The organism is Rhodococcus sp. NPDC057529, from assembly GCF_042802055.1.
Taxonomy (GTDB): Bacteria; Actinomycetota; Actinomycetes; order Mycobacteriales; family Mycobacteriaceae; genus Rhodococcus_F.
Genome location: NZ_JBHVEY010000003.1, coordinates 330831 through 351972, shown reverse-complemented (window position 1 = coordinate 351972; position 21142 = coordinate 330831). Strand labels below are relative to the sequence as shown.

General features: G+C 67.5%; 18 protein-coding genes. 14 read left to right on the top strand and 4 right to left on the bottom strand.

Features of this window, described 5'->3' with window-relative positions; translation table 11 throughout:
- The first annotated feature begins 63 nt into the window (after nt 1-63).
- From ACFU5V_RS07570 to ACFU5V_RS07535, 8 genes are all read left to right on the top strand, one after another.
- Nucleotides 64-282, top strand: coding sequence for a hypothetical protein (locus ACFU5V_RS07570; RefSeq protein WP_160097466.1), 219 nt, complete (start codon nt 64-66; stop codon nt 280-282).
- Nucleotides 283-296: 14 nt separating this feature from the next.
- The gene (locus tag ACFU5V_RS07565; RefSeq protein ID WP_378698102.1) at nt 297-2336 is read left to right on the top strand and encodes a hydantoinase/oxoprolinase family protein; all 2040 of its coding nucleotides are present in this window, start codon (nt 297-299) and stop codon (nt 2334-2336) included.
- Between the two features lie 5 nt (nt 2337-2341).
- The gene (locus tag ACFU5V_RS07560) at nt 2342-4309 is read left to right on the top strand and encodes a hydantoinase B/oxoprolinase family protein (RefSeq protein WP_378698100.1); all 1968 of its coding nucleotides are present in this window, start codon (nt 2342-2344) and stop codon (nt 4307-4309) included.
- Nucleotides 4309-5328: a zinc-binding dehydrogenase gene (locus tag ACFU5V_RS07555; RefSeq protein ID WP_378698098.1), complete on the top strand. Its 1020-nt coding sequence runs from the start codon at nt 4309-4311 to the stop codon at nt 5326-5328. Before ACFU5V_RS07560 ends, ACFU5V_RS07555 begins: the two co-directional genes overlap by 1 nt.
- Before the next feature lie 85 nt (nt 5329-5413).
- A complete protein-coding gene (locus tag ACFU5V_RS07550; protein ID WP_378698096.1) occupies nt 5414-6913 on the top strand; it encodes an aldehyde dehydrogenase family protein in 1500 nt (499 codons plus the stop codon).
- 33 nt (nt 6914-6946) lie between these two features.
- Entirely contained in the window at nt 6947-7756 is an 810-nt protein-coding gene (locus ACFU5V_RS07545; protein WP_378698094.1) for an IclR family transcriptional regulator, read from the top strand.
- Nucleotides 7757-7885: 129 nt separating this feature from the next.
- Entirely contained in the window at nt 7886-9292 is a 1407-nt protein-coding gene (locus ACFU5V_RS07540; protein WP_378698092.1) for an MmgE/PrpD family protein, read from the top strand.
- Between the two features lie 38 nt (nt 9293-9330).
- A complete protein-coding gene (locus ACFU5V_RS07535) occupies nt 9331-10227 on the top strand; it encodes a helix-turn-helix transcriptional regulator (RefSeq protein WP_378698090.1) in 897 nt (298 codons plus the stop codon).
- Between the two features lie 4 nt (nt 10228-10231).
- Here the strand turns inward: ACFU5V_RS07535 and ACFU5V_RS07530 are convergent, their stop codons facing one another.
- Together ACFU5V_RS07530 and ACFU5V_RS07525 are read right to left on the bottom strand one after the other, a co-directional pair.
- Complete coding sequence (locus ACFU5V_RS07530; RefSeq protein ID WP_378698087.1) at nt 10232-10951, bottom strand: nitroreductase; 720 nt, start codon at nt 10949-10951, stop codon at nt 10232-10234.
- A 59-nt stretch (nt 10952-11010) separates the two neighbouring features.
- Complete coding sequence (locus ACFU5V_RS07525) at nt 11011-12183, bottom strand: CaiB/BaiF CoA transferase family protein (RefSeq protein ID WP_378698085.1); 1173 nt, start codon at nt 12181-12183, stop codon at nt 11011-11013.
- Nucleotides 12184-12367: 184 nt separating this feature from the next.
- Here ACFU5V_RS07525 and ACFU5V_RS07520 point away from each other — a divergent pair, with 184 nt between their 5' ends.
- Together ACFU5V_RS07520 and ACFU5V_RS07515 are read left to right on the top strand one after the other, a co-directional pair.
- Nucleotides 12368-12742, top strand: coding sequence for a DUF2255 family protein (locus tag ACFU5V_RS07520; RefSeq protein ID WP_378698082.1), 375 nt, complete (start codon nt 12368-12370; stop codon nt 12740-12742).
- A gap of 25 nt (nt 12743-12767) precedes the next feature.
- Nucleotides 12768-13907: a low temperature requirement protein A gene (locus ACFU5V_RS07515; RefSeq protein WP_378698080.1), complete on the top strand. Its 1140-nt coding sequence runs from the start codon at nt 12768-12770 to the stop codon at nt 13905-13907.
- Between the two features lie 27 nt (nt 13908-13934).
- On the opposite strand, the gene ACFU5V_RS07510 is transcribed toward ACFU5V_RS07515, so the two are convergent.
- Nucleotides 13935-14801 (bottom strand): helix-turn-helix domain-containing protein, encoded by an 867-nt coding sequence (locus ACFU5V_RS07510; protein ID WP_378698078.1) that lies wholly within the window; start codon nt 14799-14801, stop codon nt 13935-13937.
- Nucleotides 14802-15053: 252 nt separating this feature from the next.
- On the opposite strand from ACFU5V_RS07510, the gene ACFU5V_RS07505 reads away from it, so the two are divergent.
- A complete protein-coding gene (locus tag ACFU5V_RS07505) occupies nt 15054-15980 on the top strand; it encodes an alpha/beta hydrolase (protein ID WP_378698076.1) in 927 nt (308 codons plus the stop codon).
- 36 nt (nt 15981-16016) lie between these two features.
- Nucleotides 16017-16943, top strand: coding sequence for an alpha/beta hydrolase (locus ACFU5V_RS07500; protein WP_378698074.1), 927 nt, complete (start codon nt 16017-16019; stop codon nt 16941-16943).
- A 79-nt stretch (nt 16944-17022) separates the two neighbouring features.
- On the opposite strand, the gene ACFU5V_RS07495 is transcribed toward ACFU5V_RS07500, so the two are convergent.
- Nucleotides 17023-18345: an MFS transporter gene (locus ACFU5V_RS07495; RefSeq protein WP_378439412.1), complete on the bottom strand. Its 1323-nt coding sequence runs from the start codon at nt 18343-18345 to the stop codon at nt 17023-17025.
- A gap of 277 nt (nt 18346-18622) precedes the next feature.
- Between ACFU5V_RS07495 and ACFU5V_RS07490 the strand changes: the two genes are divergently transcribed.
- Both ACFU5V_RS07490 and ACFU5V_RS07485 read left to right on the top strand, forming a co-directional pair.
- Nucleotides 18623-20164: an aldehyde dehydrogenase family protein gene (locus tag ACFU5V_RS07490; RefSeq protein ID WP_378698072.1), complete on the top strand. Its 1542-nt coding sequence runs from the start codon at nt 18623-18625 to the stop codon at nt 20162-20164.
- Between the two features lie 41 nt (nt 20165-20205).
- Complete coding sequence (locus ACFU5V_RS07485) at nt 20206-21042, top strand: mycofactocin-coupled SDR family oxidoreductase (RefSeq protein ID WP_276138991.1); 837 nt, start codon at nt 20206-20208, stop codon at nt 21040-21042.
- Nucleotides 21043-21142: the final 100 nt, after the last annotated feature.

Below are 21142 nucleotides of genomic sequence, written 5' to 3'. Positions count from 1 at the left end.
AGCGTCGTGACGACCAGCGCACCTGCGCTCCCGTCTCCGAGAGCACCTGGAGTTGTGCCCACCATGACCGAAGAACACGACAGCCCACCCACCCCGGTTCTCGAACGAACCCCCGTCGACGGCCACTGCCCGCGATGCGGCGCCGAGGAACTCCGCCGCTACCCCGTGGTGTCCGAAGGCGGCTGGTTCCAGGTCGTCAAGTGCCAGCAGTGCCTGCTGTCGCTGGACCGCTCACCGTGGTCCCGGCTCGGGCCCATCCAACTTCTCACCGACCTGCTCTGACGAAGGATTCCACGATGATTGCAGTCGATGTCGGCGGAACATTCACCGACGTAGTCGCCCTGCGCGACGGACAGATCCAGACCGCCAAGGTCACCACCGACTACGCCGAGGTGTTCGGGCCGGTCCTCGAGGGTGCCGCGGCGCTCGGCGTCGAGGACGCCGCCGTGTTCAACCACGCGAGCACGCACGGCCTGAACGCGGTGATCACCCGGCGGTTGCCCAAGATCGGTTTTCTCACGACCGAGGGTCATCGCGACATCCTCGACATGGGTCGGGTCTGGCGCCCGGCGCACGCCATCCTGGACTCGCGGTGGCGGCGCAGCTTCGGTGACGCCTCCCGGCCGCTGGTCCAGCGGTACCTGCGGCGCGGCATCCACGAGCGGATCACCGCCGACGGCGGCGTGCTCTTCGAACTGGACGAAACGCAGGCCCGCGCCGAACTGGACGTGCTCCGGCGCTGCGGCGTCACCGGTGTCGCGATCTGTCTGATCAACGCGTACGTGAACCCGGCGCACGAGATCCGGTTGCGCGAGTTGGTCCGCGAGGTCCTCGGCGACGTGCCCTGCTCGATCTCCAGCGACGTCTCGCCGCTCGCCAAGGAATATGCACGGGCGTCGACGACGGTGATCGACGCACTGATGAAGATCATCTACACCGATTACGCGGCCAAATTGGAGAAGGGCCTCGCGGACCTCGGCTTCAGCGGGGAACTCAACTTCGCCGACTGCGCCGCCACCCTCGTTCCGTCCGGCCGCGCGATGGAACTGCCGTTCCGCATCGTCTTCTCCGGTCCTGCGGCCGGCACCGTCGGGTGCGCCCACTTCGGCGGGCTGATCGGCGAGAACAACCTGCTCTGCGCGGACGTCGGCGGCACCTCCATCGACATCAGCGTCGTCACGGCGGGCGAACCGTTCGTCAACACCAGCTTCGAACTCGAGCACGATCTCGTCGTCAACGCCCTGGCGAACGACATCTCCAGCATCGGCGCCGGCGGCGGCAGCATCGTCGCGATCGGCCCCGCGGGCGAGATCCAGGTGGGCCCGGACAGCGCGGGATCCTCTCCCGGACCGGCCTGCTACGGGCGCGGCGGCACCCAGCCGACCACCACCGACACCTGCCTGATGATCGGCATCATCGATCCCAGCCGGTTCGCCGGCGGCGCGGTGGACCTCGATCCGGTGCTGTCCCGGCAGGCCTTCGAGAATCTCGATTCGGAGTTCACGCTGGCGCAGAAGGTCCGCTACGCCTACGAAATGGCCGTCAACAACATGGCGGAGGGCGTGTTCAACGTCGCGATCAAGAACGGTGTGGACCCCCGCGACTACAGCCTCGTCGCGTTCGGCGCCGCCGGTCCGATGCTGCTGCCCGCGGTGCTCGACACGGTGCACTGCAAGCAGGTGATCGTGCCACCGTATCCCGGCCTGTTCTCGGCGCTGGGCTTGCTGTCCGCGGACCAGGTGTTCACCGCCAACCGCAGCGCGTACATGATCCTCACCCCCGACGCGGCGCCGACTGTCGACGCGCTGTTCGGCGAGATGGAATCGCAACTGCGCGAAGGGCTCGACGAGGCCACCGGTGTGACGTTCCACCGCAGCATGGACGCTCACCTCGCCGGACAGAGCTGGGAGACACCGTTCGTGCCGGTTCCCGACGGCACCATCGACGCCGACGCGATCACCACCATCGTCCAGTCGTTCCACGACACGTACGAGAACCGTTCCGGCAACCGCTTCGAGGCGATGCCCGTCGAGGGCGTGACGTTCCGGGTGCGGGCGGTCCTCGACACCCCGAAAGTCGACTACCCCGAGGCTCCGCAGCGCGGCGACGAACCCCTTCAGCCGGTCCGGACGACGGTACTGCGCTACCTCGGCGACATCGACGCCGACGGCGAGGGCGCGCAGCAGGCCGACGTCTACGACCGCGGAACCCTGTGCGCCGGTGATGTTCTGGAAGGACCCGCCATCGTCGACGAAGGACTCTCCACGACGCACATCGGAGCCGGGCAACGTGCCACCGTCGGCCGCTACGGCGAACTGATCATCCGGAGGAAGTGAACCCCATGACCACTCTCGAAGCGACACCCGCCTCTACGGACGCCGAACCGACTCGCCTGCGCGACATCTCCGACGCCACGTTCACCGACGCCTACGGCTGCGACCGCTTCACCGCGGCCGTGATCCTCAACCGGCTGCGGTACACGGTGGAACACATGTCCACCGGTTTCATGCGCGAGGCCTTCTCGCCGATCATCCGCGACTGGTACGACTTCGCGTGCACCATCAGCGGTCCGCCCGATCACAACTATCCGATGGCCGTGGTCAGCAACAGCCTCGTGGTCTTCCTCGGCACGCTCGGCGACGCCGTACGGAACGTCGTCGAGGAGTTCGGGCCCGAGAACCTGTCCCCCGGTGACGTACTCATCTGCAACGACCCGTATCGCGGCGGAACCCACGTCAACGACGTGTGCTTCATCCGCCCGGTGTTCGTCGACGGCAAGATCGTCTCGTTCGTGAACATGCGCGCCCACCAACTCGACATGGGCGGCACCGTGCCCGGCGGATTCTCGGCCACGAAGGCGAACGTGTACGAGAACGGTCTGGTCATTCCGCCGATGCTGTTGTGGTCCAAAGATGAACCGGTGCGTTCGACGTTCAGCCTGATCTTCGACAACACCCGGTGGGGCGGGATGCTGCTGCCCGACTTCAAGAGCATCTACCAGCAACTCGCGCTCGGCGAGCGACTCGTGCTCGAGAACATCGAACGCTACGGTCTGGACGCCTATCTCGGGACGTTGACGTACGCCTGCGACACGTCCGCCGAGCGGATGCGCGACGCCATCGCACTCGTTCCTGACGGCGAGTACACCGGATCTTCACTGATCGATGCGGACGGCCTCGACGACAGCGTCGACTACACGGTGCAGGTGACGCTGCGCAAGCACGGCCAGGACATCGAAGTCGACCTGTCCGGCACCTCGCCGCAGGCTCGCACGTGCATCAACTGTGGGGTGCTCGACGCCAAAACCGCTGTCGGCGTGGCATTGACGATGCTTCTGGACCCGGAGGTGCCGTTCACCTCGGGCACCTGGCGCAACATCGACCTCGCCACCCCGCCGGGCACGCTGGTGTCGTCCCTGCCGCCCGACGGCGGGATCATGATGTTCTGGGAGGCGTCGGGCGCCGTCGTCTCCGCCGTCTTCGACGCGCTCAACCCGGCCCTCGGCGAGAAGGGTGTCGCGGGCGACTACGGTTCCACCAACACCCACAATGCGTCCGGCGTGACCGCCGACGGAACCCCGTGGACGAGCGCCACCCAGTGCGGCGGCGAGCACGGGCCGTGGGGGGCCACGAAGGAAGGCGACGGCGACAGCTACACCGTCCTGTTCTTCCTCAACAACCTCGACCCCGCCACCGAGACGATCGAGCACGATTCGCCGGTCGTCATGCTGCGCAAGGAACACGCAATCGACACCGGCGGTCCCGGCACGTTCCGCGGTGGGGCCGCGAACCTCAAGGACACACTGTGGTTGAGCGAGGGCAGCCACTACCTGTCGCCGTTCCGCACGAAGGTCCCGAGCGGAGTCGGCGCGAACGGCGGCGAACCCGGACCCAACGGCGCCATCTGGATCTTCCCGCCGCGTGACGGCGCGGACGGTCCGGGCATGCTGGGCACCGCACCCGACGTCTACGCCGACAGCATCCCCGTCGCAGGCGTGCTCGACCCCGAGACAAAGGCGCTGGACCCGGTCGACGGCGAGTACCACTATTTCGCCAGCAGGCAGGTGTGGCAGACCGGGACCGGGTCGATCCTGCGGTGCCTGACCAACGGCGGCGGCGGCTGGGGGGACCCGTTCGCCCGCGACCCCGAACGCGTGCTCGCCGACGTGCGCAACGAATACGTCAGCATCGCCGGCGCCGCCCGCGACTACGGCGTCGTCGTGATCGGCGACCCCAAGTCCGATCCCGAAGGGCTGCGCATCGACGTGCAGGCCACCGCGGCGCTCCGCAACGAGGAAGAAGGTCGATAATGCAGGGAATCACTTTTCCGGGGGATGGCAGCGTCGTTCTCAAGGACTTCCCGGCACCGCTACCGGGGCCGGGAGAAGTAGTTGTCCGGATGCGGGCGTCCGGAATGTGCGGCAGCGACCTACATTTCTACCGGGGCGCGGTGTCCTTCGGCGGGAGCGCCGACACCATACAGGGTCACGAGCCCTGCGGTGACGTACACGCTGTCGGAGAAGGGGTGTCGCCCGACACGGCGTCCGTCGGCGACCGCGTCATGATCCACCATTACTGGGGGTGCGACGTGTGCGAGCAGTGTCGCTCCGGATGGCCACAGATGTGCGACCGCGGGAACGCTCAGACCATGAGCATCACCACCCACGGCGGTCACGCACCGTACGCGGTCGTGCCGGCCCGGACCCTGCTGCCGCTCCCCGACGGTCTCAGCTACAAGGCGGGCGCCGCGATTGGCTGCGGCACCGGAACGGCGTGGGGAGGTCTCATGCGGCTCGGCGACGTCGGTGGGAAGACGCTCGTCGTCTTCGGGCAGGGCCCGGTCGGGCTGTCCGGGACCATGCTCGCCTCGGCGCTCGGCGCCCGGGTCATCGCGGTGGACGTCAACGATTCGCGACTCGAACGCGCACGGAAGTTCGGCGCGAGCGAGGTCGTGAACTCGGCCGAGGTCGACCTGTCCGCGACGATCGCCGATCTCGCGGGCCGTAAGGGCGTGGAGATGATCCTCGAAACGTCGGGGGTGGCGGGCGCCGACGCGCTGAGCGTCCTCGGCAAATGGGGACGTGCGTGCTTCATCGGACTCCCCGGCGAAGTGCACTTCCGGACGGAGGAGCAGTACAAGAAGCAGTGGACGATCATGACGTCCTGGACGATGTCCACGATCCAGCAGCGGCGCTGCGCCGAATTCATCGTCGAGCAGGGGCTTCCCGTCGACGACCTCTACACCCACAGTTGGTCGCTGGACCAGGCCGTCGAGGCATACCAGTGGTTCGACAAGCAATCGGACGGCAAGGGAGTCTTCGAATTCTGACACCCGAACAGGTCACCGCATCGACCAAGCCCGCGGCCGAACCGGCCGGCCACGACTGTCTCGGCCGGCGCCGAGACGGGAGGAGTTGAACGAATTGCTCATCCAAGACGAAACATCGCTCACCGTCCCCGCTTTCATCCAGGGATCGAAGAAGAATCTGATCGGCGGCAAGTGGGTCGACGCCGCATCCGGCCGGCAGATCGACACCGTCAATCCGGCGACGGGGCAGGTACTCTGCCGCATCGCGGGCGGCGACGCCACGGACGTCGATCTCGCCGTCGCGGCGGCTCGCCGCGCCTTCGAGGGCGAATGGAGTCGGTGGACGCCGCACCAGCGCCGCAAGCTGATCCTGAAGATCCACGACGTCATCCTCGACAATTTCGACGAGTTGGCGATGATCGAGACGCTCGACATGGGGGCGCCGCTGAAGCGGACCACCGGACTCGCCGAGTGGACCTCGCAGGTGCTGCAGTTCTTCGCGTCCCAATGCGATGCCGCGACCGTGGCGACTCCCCCGAATTCGCTTCCCGGAGACTTCCTCACCCTCAAGTCCCTCGCCCCCGTCGGAGTGGTCGGCGGGATCATTCCGTGGAACGGTCCACTGATCGGCCTGTGGTGGATCTTCGGCCCGGCGCTCGCCACCGGATGCACCGCCGTCCTCAAGCCTGCCGAGGACGCCTCCCTGTCGGTGCTGCGGGTGGCCGACCTGATGATGGAAGCCGGTGTGCCCGAGGGCGTGATCAACGTCGTGACCGGGTACGGCGCCGACGCGGGCCAGGCCCTGGCCGAGCACCGGGACGTCGACCGGATCGCGTTCACCGGGTCCATCGGCACGGCGCAGGCCATCGTCCGCGCGTCGGCGGGCAACCTCAAGCGTCTGCAACTGGAGTTGGGCGGCAAGTCGCCCGACATCGTCTTCGCCGACGCCGATCTGGACAAGGCCGTGCCTGGCGCCGCGATGGGTGTGTTCACCAACAGCGGGCAGGTCTGCGTCGCGGGCTCACGGATCTTCGTGCAGCGTTCGATCCACGACGAGTTCGTCGAGCGCATGCAGGAGTTCACGAAGACCATCCGGGTGGGAGACGGTCTCGACCCGAATACCCAGTTGGGCCCTCTGATTTCGGAGCGGCAACTCGAGCGGGTCATGCACTACATCGACGTCGGCGGCGGCGAAGGTGCGCACCTGGCGAGCGGTGGCACGCGTCTCGGCGGCGACTTGGCATCGGGCTTCTTCGTCGAGCCGACCGTGTTCTCCGGCGCGTCGAACGACATGACGATCGCCCAAGAGGAGATCTTCGGGCCGGTCGCGTCGGTCATCCCGTTCGACGACGTGGACGACGCGCTGCGCCTGGCGAACGACACACCGTTCGGGCTTGCTGGCGGTGTGTGGACCCGCAGTCTGTCCACGGCGCACCAGGTCTCGCGGAACATCAAGGCCGGAACGATCTGGGTGAACTGCTACGGCGTCCTCGACCCGGCCATCGGTTTCGGCGGCACCAAGATGAGCGGTTACGGTTGGAAGGGAGCGAAGGAGCACGTGGAGGGCTATCTGTACCCGAAGGCCGTCTACATCAATCTCGACTAGCCCTCACGACACACTCGACGCCGAGGAGGACCGATGCCCGCCCGCGGTGAATCGATGATCGAGCGGGTCGTCGAGGTGCTCGAGTCGTTCAAGGGGGCGGGCGGCCCCCTGACGGCGTCGGAGATCGCGCGCAGGACCGCGATCCCGATGCCGTCGGCGCATCGGATCGTCGCCGAACTCGTCGACGTGGGCTTCCTCGAACGCGACCCCGACCGCAGGCTGCGCATCGGCACCCGCCTGTGGGAGGTGGTGGCCCGGTCGTCGAGTGCGCTCACGCTCCGGGAGGTCGCCCTGCCGTACATGGAGGACCTGCGGTCGGCGGTGCAGGCCCCCACCCTGCTGTCGGTACTCGACCGCAACGACGTCCTCAACGTGGAAACGCTGTCGACGCGGCAACCGGGTGTCACCAACGTGACCCAGCCGGGTGTGCGGCTTCCCGCGTTGGCGTCGTCGCCGGGGATCGTGCTGGTGGCGTTCTCTCCGCCGGAGGTGCGGGAGCACATCCTGGCGACCGGCAAGATCACCCGCTTCACGGAGCACACCGTCGTCGACCGGGCCGAACTGCTGCGGATCGTGAACGAGACCCGGCGCACCGGTTACGTCGTCGCCCGCCGCTGGATCTCCCCCGACTCGACGGCGATCGCCGTGCCGATCCTCGCCGACGACGGCACCGCGATCGGCGCACTGTCGGTCACCACCGCGTTCGGCGCCGACGCGCCATCGACCCTGCTGCCCGCGCTGCACGCCACCGCGCTCGGCATCTCCCGCGCGACGCGCACCGCCGACGGGCCACGGTTGACGCTGCTGAAGCAGCAGATCCGGCACGCGACCGAGGTGCCCTGACCGGACTCGTCTTCTCGGTAGCCGAGAATCCCCCTATCCCCGAGCCGGGGCATGCGCGACCTTCTGACATGAACCGGGACGCCGATTTGCGTTGCCGGCAGCGATATCTCGATGCAGAAGAGGGACGACATGACGAAGTTCGCGATCCAGAACTCGGAAGATCCGATGAGCACCCTGTGCCGGATGGCGGTGCAGACCGACTACGACGATCTCCCCGCCGAGGTCGTCCGGCATGCCAAGCACACCCTGCTGGACTGCATGGCCGTGATGATCGGCGGCTCCGGTATGGACGGGATTCCGGCGATCGTGGATCTGGTCAAGGACAAGGGCGGCGCACCGCAGTCGGTCCTGCCGTTCTACGGTGGCCGCGTTCCCGCGGCCGAGGCGGCACTGGCGATCGGCCCGATGCCCCGCGCGATGGACTGCGGCGATCTTCACGAAGAAGCGGGGCACATCAGCGAATACATCGTGGCCAGTCTGCTGGCGGCCACCGGGCTTCGGCCGGACGTCACGGGGAAGGAATTCCTGACGGCACTGGTCGTCGGGCAGGAGACGCTCATCCGCGTGGGCTCGGCCTACAAGGTCATCAGCACCGCCGTGAAGTCCCACGATTGCGGTGGCCACTACATCTTCGGAGCCGTCGCGGCCGTCGGCAAACTCCTCGGCTTCTCCCAGGAACTGCTCGAGAACGCCCAGGGCATCGCCCGCACGATGACGCAGCCGCACACGATGGCGATCTACGCACCCGCCACCCTGATGGTCCGGGTGCACCACGGCCTCGTCTGCCAATCGGCGATCACCGCCTGCCTCCTCGCGGAGAAGGGCATCACCGGCCCCCGCCGGGAGGTGCTGACCGGACCCAACGGCTACCTGCGCACGGCCCGCTGGGAGACGGACCCCGAGCTGCTCACCCGGGATCTGGGCGAGCGCTGGGAGACGACGAACATCACCACCAAGGGGTACAGCGCCTGCTATTTCTCGCACTCCTCCATCGACGGCATCCTCGATCAGATGCGCACGCACGGCTTCGGTCCCGACGACATCGCTACCGTGCACATCGACGTCTCCACCTCCGGCTGGCGCGCCGTGTGCGAGCCGACCGACGTGAAGTGGCACCCGCGGACGGTCCCCGAATGTCAGTTCAGCCTGCCGTACGCCGTCGCGACCGCCGCGATCGACAAGAGCGTCTTCGTGCAGTCCTACACCGACGAGGCACGGCAACGTGAGGACGTCCGGGAGCTGATGTCGAGGATCACCGCTGCCGAGGACCCGTCCGTGTCGGACTGGGGCGCACGGCTCACGACCACGCTGCGCGACGGCCGCACGATCACCACCGAACACGTCTACGTCAAGGGGCACCCGAACAATCCGTTCAGTGAGCAGGACTTCGTCGACAAGTTCCGCAAGTGCGTGCCGTACTCGGTGCATCCGCTGGCCGAGCGGGTGGTCGACACGATGATTCACGACGTGCTGTACCTGGACAAGGTGGACGACGTCGTCGCCTCCCTGCTCCTGCCGCTGACACCGGGCGACTGACCCTTCCCGGCGCCCGGTCTTGTTCCTACTGTGGATCCATGGACATCGCCAAGGACGTCAGAGAGTTCTTGATGACCCGGCGCGCGAAGATCACCCCCGAGCAGGTGGGCCTGCCGCCCGGGCGCCGACGTCGGGTGCCGGGGCTGCGGCGTGAAGAGGTCGCGCAGTTGGCCGGGGTCAGCATCGAGTACTACACCCAGATCGAACGCGGGAACGTCGCCGGAGTCTCCGACGACGTCCTGCACTCCGTCGCCCGCGCGCTGCGGCTCGCCGAGGAAGAAACGGCGCACCTGTTCGACCTGGTGCGGGCCGCCGGCACCACGACGAGCGCCGCGCGGTCGCCGCGGCGGGACGACCGCAAAATCCCCGACGGCGTGCAGCCGCTGATCGACGGCATGGTCGACTCGCCTGCGATCGTGCTGAACGGGCACCTCGACATCGTCGCCGCCAACCCGCTCGGCCGCACGCTGTACGCGCCGGTCTTCGCGCGGGCGACGGGAGTGCCGAACCTCGTCCGGTTCATCTTCTTCGACCCGCACGCCGACGAGGTGTTCCCGGAGTGGAACACCGCGGCCGACGACGCCGTGGCCCTGCTGCGGGTGGAGGCCGCACACTCACCCCACTCGACCGTCGTCACCGGGCTCGTCGGCGAACTCGCAACTCGGAGCGAGGAATTCCGCACACGCTGGGCCGCCCACAACGTGAAGGCCCATCAGCACGGCGTCAAACAGTTCCGCCATCCGGACGTCGGTGACCTGTCCCTGACCTACAACGTCTTCGACATCACCGGCGCGGGCGGATTGTCCCTCGTCGGGTACACCGCGGAACCGCAGTCACCGTCCGAGCAGGCTCTGCGCCTGCTCACGATCGTGGCCGCGACCGACCGCGCTCCGGCCGGTCCCGCCACCGATACACCGTCCACGGCAACCGAATAGGTCGTTACCGGTCCTGCCAGGTGACGACCTCGTCGAGCGTCGCGCGTGCGGTCCGGTAGCTGTTCGCCGGGTGGTCGAGATCGGCGTAGCCGAAGGAAATCCCCACCAGAATCTTGCGGTCGTCCGCGATGCCGAAATGCTCACGGATGAACGGAGACTGGCTCGCCAGGGCGGCCTGCGGGATCGTGGCGATCCCCAGGCTCCGCGCCGCGAGCAGGAGGGTGCCGAGGTACAGCCCGGAATCCACCGCGCCGTACACGCCCTGCTCGGCGTCGGTCGTGATGATCGCGACGTGCGGAGCGCCGAACAGGCGGAAGTTCTCGAACGACTGGCGTGCGGACGCGGCGCGGTCACCGCGTTCGACTCCCACGGCCTGATACAGCTGCCACCCGCTGGCCCGGCGCCGGTCGCGGTAGACCCCGCGGTACTCCGCAGGCGGATCGAATTCGAACGCGGCGCCGTGCTGCTTCGCGTACTCCGCGAGACCGTCGCGGAAACGCTCGGTTCCCGCACCGCTGGTCACGACGACCTGCCAGGGCTGCGTGTTGCACCACGACGCGGACCGCTGCGCGAGCGTGAACATGCGCTCGATGAGCGGTCGCGGGACCTCGCGCGGCTCGAACGCGCGGCAACTCCACCGTGTCGCCAGCAGGTTCTCCAGCACGGCGGACTCGTCGTCGACGGGACCCACCACGATCCCTTCGGTCGATACATCGGCAGACATCGATTACTCACCCATCGTCGTTCGAATACGGAATATGTGTGCCCCGGGCACGATCAGGCTCAGGGCTCGACGAACAGAACGTCCGCCTGCACCAGGTCGTCGATCTGCTCGGCGGAGTACACCTCCGCGGCGACGTCGCGGCTGTCGGCGCCGACCCGCGGCGCGGTGCCCGCTCGATCGGGGCGTTCGCCCGCGAACCGCCACGGCGGCCGGATCAGCGCCAGCCCGTCCTGCTGTGGTTCGACCAGTTCGAGCCATTCCACCTGCTCGTGCTCGACGAATCCGGTCATCGACAGCACCGGGGCGAACGGCACGTCCGCGGCGGAGAGGGCGTCCTCCCAGTGCTGCAGCGACTGCTGCTCGAACTCGGCTTCGACGATCTTGGCCAACTCGTGGTAGTTCGACTCCCGGGGGCGGTACTCGGCGAAGCGGGGATCCTCGGTGAGATCCATCCGGTTCATCGCCGTGCACAGCGAGCGCCAGAATTTCTGCGAGGACGACAGGTGGACGGCCAGGTACTCCCCGGTGGCAGTCTTGACGCAGAAGTTCTGCGCCTGCGGATGCCTGCTCTGCCTGCTCGGGTCGTATCCCAGCTCGAAGGACTGCGTGATCCCATCGGTCGCCAGAACGCTGACAGCCTCCATGATCGACGTCTCCACGTGTTGCGGCGAGCCGGTACGCAGCCGTCCGACCAGCGCCGCGAGGACACCCGTGGCCGTACTCAGACCGGTGATCAGGTCCGCGCTCAGCCCGCCGGCCAGCTGTGGCCGGGCGTAGTCGCCGAACAGGGAATAGAGACCGCCGAATGCATGCCCGATCGTGTCGTAGGCGGGGCGGCTCGCCAGCGGGCCGCCCGAGCCGAACCCGGTCACCGACCCGTAGACGAGGTCGGGTCGCAGCGCGCGGCACTCGTCGGGTCCGAGTCCCAGCGCTGCCAACTTGCCCGGTCGCAGGTTCTCGAGGACGACGTCGAAGTGCGGCACGAGAGCCTTGACCAGCGCAACGCCTTCGGGACGCTTCAGGTCGATCGACAGGCTCCGCTTTCCGGTGTTGTACTGGCGGAAGTAGGGGCTGCCGTCGTTCTGGTGGCGGCGGAAGTCCTCCCCGACGACCGGCTTCTCCACCTTCACGACCTCTGCGCCGAGCGCGCACAGGATCGATGTGGCGAACGGAAGGGCGATGTACCCCCCGATCTCCAGGATGCGGATCCCGTCGAGCGGCTTGTGCTGCATGGGCGTGCCTCCATGTGTCGCGAGTAACAATATAATACATTATCCACCATTCGGCGGATGTCAAGGGGCGAAACCCTGCCTACAGGGGGGCCAGCAGCGTCTCCCTCCCGCACCGGAACCGCTCTACGCTCCGACCAGGGAGATCGCCGCGGACCTCCGCACACCGATACCAGGAGATGACGACATGGCATGGCACAGCGACCAACTCGACACCATCGGCGACACCGAGGAACTGCACATCAGCAGCTACCGAAACGACGGCTCCCTGCGCCGCTGGATACCGATCTGGGTCGTGCGCGTCGCCGACGACCTCTACATCCGGTCCGCGTTCGGCCCGGATGGCGGCTGGTACCGCAACGCGATGCGGAACAACGTCGCGCGCATCAGCGCCGACGGCATCGAGACCGACGTGACCCTGCACCTGGCCAACGACCCCGCGACGAACGCCGCGGTCGAGGCGGCGTACAAGGCCAAGTACCGCAGCCAGCCCGCCGCGCTGGAACCGATGGTCGCCGATACCGCCGCCGAAACGACCGTCCGCCTCGACGCCGCCGGATAGGATTCTGGGCGCCGAGGAGGAATCCATGATGGTCAGGCAAGCCCGCAGCACCCACCGTGAGGTCTCGCCGCTCGAACTGTTCTTCGACCTGGTGTTCGTGCTGGCGATCGGTCAGCTCACGCACCACCTCGTCGACCACCTGACCTGGCACGGTGCCGCCGAAACCCTCGTGGCCCTCGTTGCGGTGTGCGGGGTCTGGGCGTTCACCACGTTCGAGGTCACCCTCCTCGACATCGAACGCACCGCCACCCGGGCCGTGACGATCACGGTGATGGGCCTCGGCCTGTTCATGAACGCCGGCATCGGGCACGCCTTCGACGAAAGTCCCTGGCTCTTCATCGTTCCCATGCTGCTGGCACTGATCGGCCCCGCCGTCTACGCGGCGGCCACCGCCCCGACACCCAGACTCCGCACACACTTCCTGCACGTGCTGATCTGGTTCGCGGTCTCGGCGCCGTTCTGGGTGGCCGGCGCCGCACTCGACCCGGAATGGCGACTCTGGCTGTGGGCGGTGGCCGCGCTCGTCGACCTCGTCGGCACCTGGAGCGCACACCCGCTGCCGGGCGGACGCACGCAGACGCAGCAACTTCCGTTCGACGCCGAGCACATGCTCGAGCGGATGCGACTGTTCCTCATCATCCTGCTGGGCGAGACGGTCCTCACCCTGGGACGGGTGATCGCCGCCCACCATTCCGACGCACTGACGCTGGCGCTGGCGGCGGGGTGCTTCGTCGCGCTCGTCTGCCTGTGGGCCGTCTACTTCGGGCGCGCCGAACAGCTCGTGGAAAGTCATATCGCCGCCACCGAGAACCCCATCCGATCCGTGCACATCGGGATCAACGTGATCTACGGCGTCGTCACCGGACTCGTCATGTTCGCCGCGGGCAGCGAGTTGGTGCTCGCCCACGCCGGCGACGACCGGGCAGGGGTCGGCGGCGTCCTGATGCTCGCGGGTCCGGCGATCTACCTGCTCTCGCACGCGATCTACTTCCGGCTCACCACCCACACCGGCTGGGTTCCGCGCGCCGTCGGCGCCGCCGTGCTCGCATCGGCCTCCGTCGCGGCGTACTGGCTGCCGTCCTACGCCGTCGTCCTCGCGCTGGTCCTCATCCTCCTCGCGGTGGCCGTGACCCTCACCAGGGACGCGTCGTCGAGCGAATCCTGAACTCGCCGTAGCCCGCTTCAGGGAATTTCAGGAATGCTGATGCGCCACGCTGTCGGTGGCGATCCAGCTGGACAGCAGGCGGAGGGCCTCCTCGGAGGAGGAACCCGGCTCCGCGGTGAATCCGTACAGGGTGAGACCGGCCGCGCTGGCCACCTCGAGCGCCTCGAAGCGCAGCGTGAGGTCGCCGACGACGGGATGATGGAACCGTTTCGTTCCGCGCCGGTGCGCCTTGATGTCGTGTGCCGCCCAGCGAGTGCGGAACTCGTCGCTGCGGGTGGCGAGCTCGCCGACGAGACCGGTGACCGCCGTCGAATACGGCGACCGCGCCGCCTCCACCCGCAGCATCGCGACGGCGTCGTCGGCCGCGTTGTTCCAGTCGGGGAACGTCTCGTCGGCGCGGCGGTCGAGGAAGATGAACCGGGCCAGGTTGGGTGCGCCGTCCACGCGGTCGTACACGTCGGCGTACAGCGCGCGACCGAGCGCATTGGCGCCGACGATGTCGAGGTGACCGTTCTGCACGACGGCCGGGGCGGTGATCATCGCATCGACGAGCGCCTGGACCGGCTCCGGCATCTCGACGCGCGCCCGGGCGGGCTTACGCCTGCGGGGCTTCGTGGCCGCGGCGCGGGCGAGGGTGAACAGATGCTTCGTCTCCTCGTCGTCGAGTCGCAGCGCGGTCGCGATGGCGTCCAGCACCTCGTCGGACACACCCGACACGCCGCCACGTTCGATCTGTACGTAGTACTCCGCGCTCACTCCGGCAAGCATTGCGACCTCCTCGCGACGTAGCCCGGCGACCCGACGCCGGCCGCCGGCGGGCAGGCCCACCTGGTCGGGCGTGATGCGCGCGCGACGGGTCGTCAGGAAGTCCTTGATTTCCTTGGCGATCTCCATACCTGCAGCCTAGGGACCTCCGACGGCCCGAGGGAGTGGCTGCCGGTACCCCCGATAACCGGCCTCTGGTAGGGCCCCGCGGATCGCAGCAGAGTGATGAGTGCGGGTCGAGGACATCGCCCACGACGCAGTGACATCGAGCGTCCACGACGCAGTGACATTCAGCGTCCACGACGCAGTGACATTCAGCGTCCACGACGCAGTGAGATTCATACCGCCGGGCTCCGGCGGACGACGAAGGGAAATCAATTCATGGCCACGGAGAGGATCGAGACCGTCAGCGTCAAGACCCCGTACTGGGACATCGCGGCGGACATCTACTTCCCGCCCGGATTCGACGAATCGAAGAAATACCCGGCCATCATCAGCGCACACCCGATCGGCAGCTGCAAGGAGCAGACGTCCGGCAACGTGTACGGCACCGCCCTCGCCGACGCCGGCTACGTCGTCATCGCATTCGACGCCAGCTACCAGGGCGCCAGCGGCGGCGAACCCCGCTTCATCGAAGACCCCGCGCAGCGGGTCCAGGACTTCAGCTACGTCGTCGACCACCTCGTCACCGTCCCCTACGTCGACGCCGACCGGATCGGTGTGCTCGGCATCTGCGGCGGCGGCGGATACTCCATCAGCGCCGCGAAGACCGACCGTCGCATCAAGGTCGTCGGCAGCGTCGTCGGCGTCAACTTCGGCCACCTGCTGCACGAGGCCTTCAGTGCCTACGACCCGATCGCCACACTGGACGCGATCGCGGCGCAGCGCACCGCCGAGGCCCGCGGCACCGAACCGAACGTCGAGAATCTGCTGCCGCCCACCGTGGACGCGGCGGCCGGGATGGGACTCGACGTGGTCGAGGCCACCGAGTACTACAAGACGTCCCGCGGGGAGAAGCCCAACGGCGCCACCCGCAGCCTGGTCTCACGACGAGCAGCGGGATACGGCTGGGACGCCTTCACCCACGCCGAAGTACTCCTCACCCAGCCGCTGTGCGTCGTCGTCGGCGACAAGCCCGGCGCCTTCGGCTCCTACCGCGACGGCCTCGAGATCTACCGCCGCGCCCGCTCCGAGAAGAAGCAGCTCGTAGTCGCCGAAGGCTTCTCCCACTACGACCTCTACGACCAGCCCGAGCCCGTCAAGATCGCCCTCGACGCCCTGATCCCGTTCTACGACACCAACCTCTGACCAAACAGCACAACCCCATCAGAAAGAGATACAGCAATGGACAGCATCACCTTCCCCAACGGCCCGATCGCCATGGCCGGCAACCTGTTTCTGCCCGACAACTTCGATCCGCAGAGCAGCTACGCGGCGGTCGTCACCGTGCACCCTGGCGGCGGTGTGAAGGAGCAGACCGCGGGTCTCTACGCCGCGAAGCTGGCAGAGGAAGGCTTCGTGGCACTGGCCTACGACGCGTCCTTCCAGGGTGAGAGCGGCGGCGAACCCCACCACCTCGAGGACCCGGCAGCGCGAGTCGACGACGTGCGCGCGGCCGTCGACTTCCTGCAGAGCCTGGACTACGTGGACGCCGAGCGGATCGGTGTTCTCGGTGTCTGCGCCGGCGGCGGATACGCCGTGAACGCGGCCCTGACCGACTACCGGATCAAGGCCGTCACCACCGTCAGCGCCGTCAACATCGGCACCTCGTTCCGACGCGGTTGGTACGGAACCGACTCCGACGCGGCCGCGGTGCCCACACTGCAGGCCGTCGCGCAGCAGCGGACCGCCGAGGCCCAGGGCGCCGACCCGGCGTACATCCCGTACGTTCCGGAACAGCCGGACGACAGCACTCCGCGCGACCTGGTCGAGGCGCACGACTACTACCTCACCCCGCGTGCGCAGCACCCGAACGCGAAGAACAAGCAGCTGTTCACCAAGAGCATCTCGCGGATCTTCACGTTCGACGCGTTCCACCTGGTCGAGGACCTGTTCACGGCACCGCTGCTGATCGTGGCGGGCAGTGAAGCCGGTTCGCTGTGGATGTCCACTGAACTGCACAGCCGGGTTCGCAGCCCCAAGAAGCTGGTGGTCGTCGAGGGCGGCGCCCACATGGACTTCTACGACGTGCCGAAGTACGTCGACCACGCCGTGGCGGAGGCGACCCCGTTCTTCCGGGAGAACCTCGCGGCTCGCGCCGGCGAGAACTGATAACACCGGCCCGATCAAATCCGCCCGAGCTCCTGGGATCACCAGGGGCTCGGGCGGACTCGGCTCGGCCAGTGTCGGATCAACTCGCGCTGACGGTCTGCCGGTTCCGGCTCCGGTCCTTCGCCGGATCCGCAATCACCACGGCGAGCAGCGCCAGAACCGCGCTGACGGCGCCGATCAGCTGAAACGCCGTCTGGTAGCCCGCGACCGGCGTGGCGGCCGCGTCGAGGATGATGCCGGTGGCCAACGGCCCGACGACGCCGCCGATCGATTGCATCGCGAGGAATGCTCCTAGGGTCCCGGCCAACTGCCGGGGCGGGCAGATCTCCGACATCGTGGCCGTGAAGAGCGGGAACACCGAGATGGTCAGGCCGTAGGCCAGGGAAATCGCGGTGACGGTCAGCATGCGTGACGGAATCGTCGGCAGCGCGAGCAACAGGCCTCCGGCGATCATGATGCCGATCGCCGGCGCGACGACCCGGACCGCGCGCACCGATTTGCCGCGTGCCACCGCACGGTCACTGAGGTACGAGCCGCCGATCAACGCCGCGAAACCGACGAAGCTCGGGAACGCGAACATCCAGCCGGACTGGAGCTGCGAATACCCGAGACCCTTCTCGAAGTACGAGGGAAGCCACTGCAGGACAACGCTGATCAGCATGTACGCGGGGATCACCGCGAGGAGTCCACCGAGGAACGTACGCGAGTACACGATGCGGCGCCACGGCACCGCGGGTTCGGCGGTGCCCTGTTCCGCCCCGGGCTTGCCCACACCGAGGTACGGGCCGGGACGCCACGTGAGCAGCCACGGAACGACCCACAGCGCAGATGCCGCGGCGAGCACCAGGACGGTGGCCCGCCATCCGTAGGCGTGCATGATGAACGCCAAAGTGGGGACGACGACGATCTTTGCGATGGTCGTGCCCGAGGTGATCATTGCGCCCGGCAGCCCGCGCTTGGCCGGTGCGTGCCACGAGTAAGCGGCCGTGTGCTGCAGGGCCGAAGCCGGGCCCTCCGCCATACCCAGCAGCGTGCGGCTGATCAGGAGCGCGACGAACGTCGCCCACACGATCAACGGCAGCAGCACCACGCTCCACAGGACCGCGATGAGCGCGATCGCCCACTTCAGCGTCAGCATCCGGTTCAGCGGACCGGCGAGGAACCCGCCGAGCGAGTAGGCGAGGAAGAAGATGCTGCCGGTCATGCCGATCTGGGTGGCGGACAGGTGCAACTCCTCGCGGAGCGGCACCGTGATCAGGCCGAAGACGGCCTTGTCGGCCGAGCTGAGGACGTACAGGGTCACCAGGAGTCCGGTCAACCCCCATGCCCTACCACGAGATTCGGATCGGCTGCGCTCGCGCTGTGGCGATTCAGCCACCGTCGATGGTGCCGTTGGTGACATGTCGGGGTTCCAATCTGCTCGTGTGCGGATCCGCACTTGCTGCAAGCTTGCACATCGCGTGCGAGACCGGCTGTCCGGCGAGGTCGTTCGTCCGGAACAGCCGCGCGGTGATTGTGTATCACACATTATCCATTTTTATGAAATGGATCTCAGCGGCCGCGAATTGAGACCGGCCTCACTCTTTGCTTCTCGGTGGCCGAGAAAGCCACTTCCGCCCGTGTCGCCTCCGGGCGAATCTCGGACCCACCAGATCGGGAGTCGAGAACGGAGTGTGCGCATGCGAGACGAAGGCCCCACGGTGACGAAGAACGGGATTCCGCACTATCGGATGTTCATCGACGGCGGGTGGGTCGACACTGCGGAGTGCTACGAGATCGTGAACCCGGCCACCGAGGACATCACGGCGACCGCGGCGAAGGCGACGACGGATCACGTCGATACCGCGGTCGCTGCCGCGCGACGCGCGTACGAGGAGGGTTCCTGGCGCCGGACACCGCCCGTCGAGCGGGCCGCCGTACTGGACAGGGCCGCAACCGCTCTCGCCGCCCGGATGGAGGAGATCGCGACGATCAGCTCCCGCGAGACCGGAATGCCGATCCGATCGGCGCTCGCGATCGCCGTGGGATTTCCGCAGATGCACCTGCAGTACTACGCCGAGCTGACCCGCACGTTCGAATGGGTACGGCCGGCACCGATTACCGGCCAGGTACTGCACAGCGGGCTCGTCAAGAAGGAACCGGTCGGAGTGTGCGCCGGAATCTGTCCGTGGAACTTCCCGGCGAGCATCGCCGTGTGGAAGTCGATCCCCGCGTTGGCGGCCGGCAACAGCGTCGTCCTGAAAGTGGACGAGAAGACTCCGAGTTTCGCCCTCGAACTGGCGGCGATACTGCGCGACGCGGGCCTCCCCGACGGTGTGCTCAACGTCGTGATCGGCGACGGTCCGACGGTCGGTGAGCACCTCGTCAAGCACCCCGATGTGCGGCTCGTGTCCTTCACCGGTTCGACCGCCACCGGCCGCCGGGTGATGGCCAACGCGTCCGAGACGATCAAGCGCGTGCTGTTGGAATTGGGCGGCAAAGGACCGAACATCGTCCTCGACGACGCCGACATCGACCTCGCCGTCGACGGCACCATCTACGGGTTCGTCCTGCACGCCGGTCAGGCCTGCGAGTCCGGCACCCGACTGCTCCTTCCGACCTCGATTCACGACCAGTTCGTCGACCGTCTCGTCGCGCGGTTGGAAACGCTGAAAATCGGTGACCCCCTGGATCCGTCGACCGACGTCGGCGCCGTGATGAATGCGGCGCAGCGCGAACGCATCCTCGGCTACATCGAGAGCGGCAAGACCGAAGGAGCCCGGCTCGTCCACGGCGGCGGAACACCTGCGGGTCCCGAGTTCGACCGCGGCTTCTGGGTTCAACCGACGGTGTTCACCGGCGTCACCAACGACATGCGCATCGCGCGCGAAGAGATCTTCGGACCGGTGCTGTCGATCATCGCCTACGACTCGGTGGACGAGGCCGTCAAGATCGCGAACGACACCGAATACGGCCTGGCCGCCGGCGTCTGGAGCCGGGACAACCAGCGCGCACTGGACGTCGCAGACCGACTCGAAGCCGGCTCCGTGTGGATCAACGACTGGCACAACATGTCTCAGCATCTCCCGTTCGGCGGCCACAAGCAGAGCGGGATCGGTCGAGAGCTCGGCCCGGACGCACTCACGGAGTTCACCCAGGATAAATCCATCACGGTCGACATGTCCGGCGATCTGAGCCGCCGCGCCTACGGCCTGGTCCTCGGGACACCGCCGCAGCACTGAACAACCGACAACCCATTCAGGACACGAGAAGGGACAGGCAGATGCCGAGACTCGAAGGAAAGGTCGCATTCGTCACGGGGGCGGCGCGCGGTCAGGGGCGGGCGGAAGCGCTTCGCCTGGCACGGGACGGAGCCGACATCATCGCCGTCGACGTCGCCGCACCCGTCGAGACCAACGTGGCTCCGCCGTCGACACCGGCGGACCTCGAAGAGACCGAGCGGGGCGTGAAGGCGCTGGGCCGCAACGTCGTCACCGCCCAGGTCGACGTGCGTGACTACGACGCCCTGAAGCATGCGCTCGACGAAGGTGTGCGGCAGCTGGGCCGGCTGGACATCGTCGTCGCCAATGCGGGGATCTGGTCGTACGGGCTCAGCGAGGAGGTCTCCGACCTCGAATGGCAGGTCACGCAGGACGTCGTCCTCAAGGGCGTGTGGCACACCGCCAAGGCCGCGATCCCGATTCTCAAGCGCCAGGGAACCGGCGGGTCGCTGATCTTCACCAGTTCGACCATGGCGATCAAGGGGATGCAGAACTTGTCGCCGTACGTCGCAGCCAAGCACGGCGTCGTCGGGCTGATGAAATCGCAGGCGCTGGAGTTGGCCCCGTTCGGCATCCGAGTCAACTGCGTCGCGCCGACGTCGGTCAACACGAAGCTGATCCACAACGCGCCGACGTACGCGTTGTTCGCGCCCGACATCCCCGAAGCGGAACGCACTCCCGACAGCGTGGCCGACCGGTTCGCCACCATCCCCGTCATGGACGTGCCCTGGGTGGAGCCCGAGGACATCGCCAACGCGGTCGCGTTCCTCGCGTCGGACGAGGCGCGCTACGTGACCGGCCTCGAGCTCAAGGTCGACGCCGGACAGACGCTCAAGTAGGTGGGTAATTCCCGCGGCGGAAACCCGCCTCCCCCCCGACGGGAGGGTTTGTCACCCTCGGTGTGTTCTGGGTTCCGTGGGGGCCCGTGCGGGTTCGCGC

Bases quoted from the DNA above. Each gene is read 5' to 3' on its own strand.
- ACFU5V_RS07570 (WP_160097466.1), top strand. From the start codon at position 64: ATGACCGAAGAACACGACAGCCCACCCACCCCGGTTCTCGAACGAACC.
- ACFU5V_RS07565 (WP_378698102.1), top strand. From the start codon at position 297: ATGATTGCAGTCGATGTCGGCGGAACATTCACCGACGTAGTCGCCCTG.
- ACFU5V_RS07560 (WP_378698100.1), top strand. From the start codon at position 2,342: ATGACCACTCTCGAAGCGACACCCGCCTCTACGGACGCCGAACCGACT.
- ACFU5V_RS07555 (WP_378698098.1), top strand. From the start codon at position 4,309: ATGCAGGGAATCACTTTTCCGGGGGATGGCAGCGTCGTTCTCAAGGAC.
- ACFU5V_RS07545 (WP_378698094.1), top strand. From the start codon at position 6,947: ATGCCCGCCCGCGGTGAATCGATGATCGAGCGGGTCGTCGAGGTGCTC.
- ACFU5V_RS07540 (WP_378698092.1), top strand. From the start codon at position 7,886: ATGACGAAGTTCGCGATCCAGAACTCGGAAGATCCGATGAGCACCCTG.
- ACFU5V_RS07535 (WP_378698090.1), top strand. From the start codon at position 9,331: ATGGACATCGCCAAGGACGTCAGAGAGTTCTTGATGACCCGGCGCGCG.
- ACFU5V_RS07530 (WP_378698087.1), bottom strand. From the start codon at position 10,951: ATGTCTGCCGATGTATCGACCGAAGGGATCGTGGTGGGTCCCGTCGAC.
- ACFU5V_RS07525 (WP_378698085.1), bottom strand. From the start codon at position 12,183: ATGCAGCACAAGCCGCTCGACGGGATCCGCATCCTGGAGATCGGGGGG.
- ACFU5V_RS07520 (WP_378698082.1), top strand. From the start codon at position 12,368: ATGGCATGGCACAGCGACCAACTCGACACCATCGGCGACACCGAGGAA.
- ACFU5V_RS07515 (WP_378698080.1), top strand. From the start codon at position 12,768: ATGATGGTCAGGCAAGCCCGCAGCACCCACCGTGAGGTCTCGCCGCTC.
- ACFU5V_RS07510 (WP_378698078.1), bottom strand. From the start codon at position 14,801: ATGGAGATCGCCAAGGAAATCAAGGACTTCCTGACGACCCGTCGCGCG.
- ACFU5V_RS07505 (WP_378698076.1), top strand. From the start codon at position 15,054: ATGGCCACGGAGAGGATCGAGACCGTCAGCGTCAAGACCCCGTACTGG.
- ACFU5V_RS07500 (WP_378698074.1), top strand. From the start codon at position 16,017: ATGGACAGCATCACCTTCCCCAACGGCCCGATCGCCATGGCCGGCAAC.
- ACFU5V_RS07495 (WP_378439412.1), bottom strand. From the start codon at position 18,345: ATGTCACCAACGGCACCATCGACGGTGGCTGAATCGCCACAGCGCGAG.
- ACFU5V_RS07490 (WP_378698072.1), top strand. From the start codon at position 18,623: ATGCGAGACGAAGGCCCCACGGTGACGAAGAACGGGATTCCGCACTAT.
- ACFU5V_RS07485 (WP_276138991.1), top strand. From the start codon at position 20,206: ATGCCGAGACTCGAAGGAAAGGTCGCATTCGTCACGGGGGCGGCGCGC.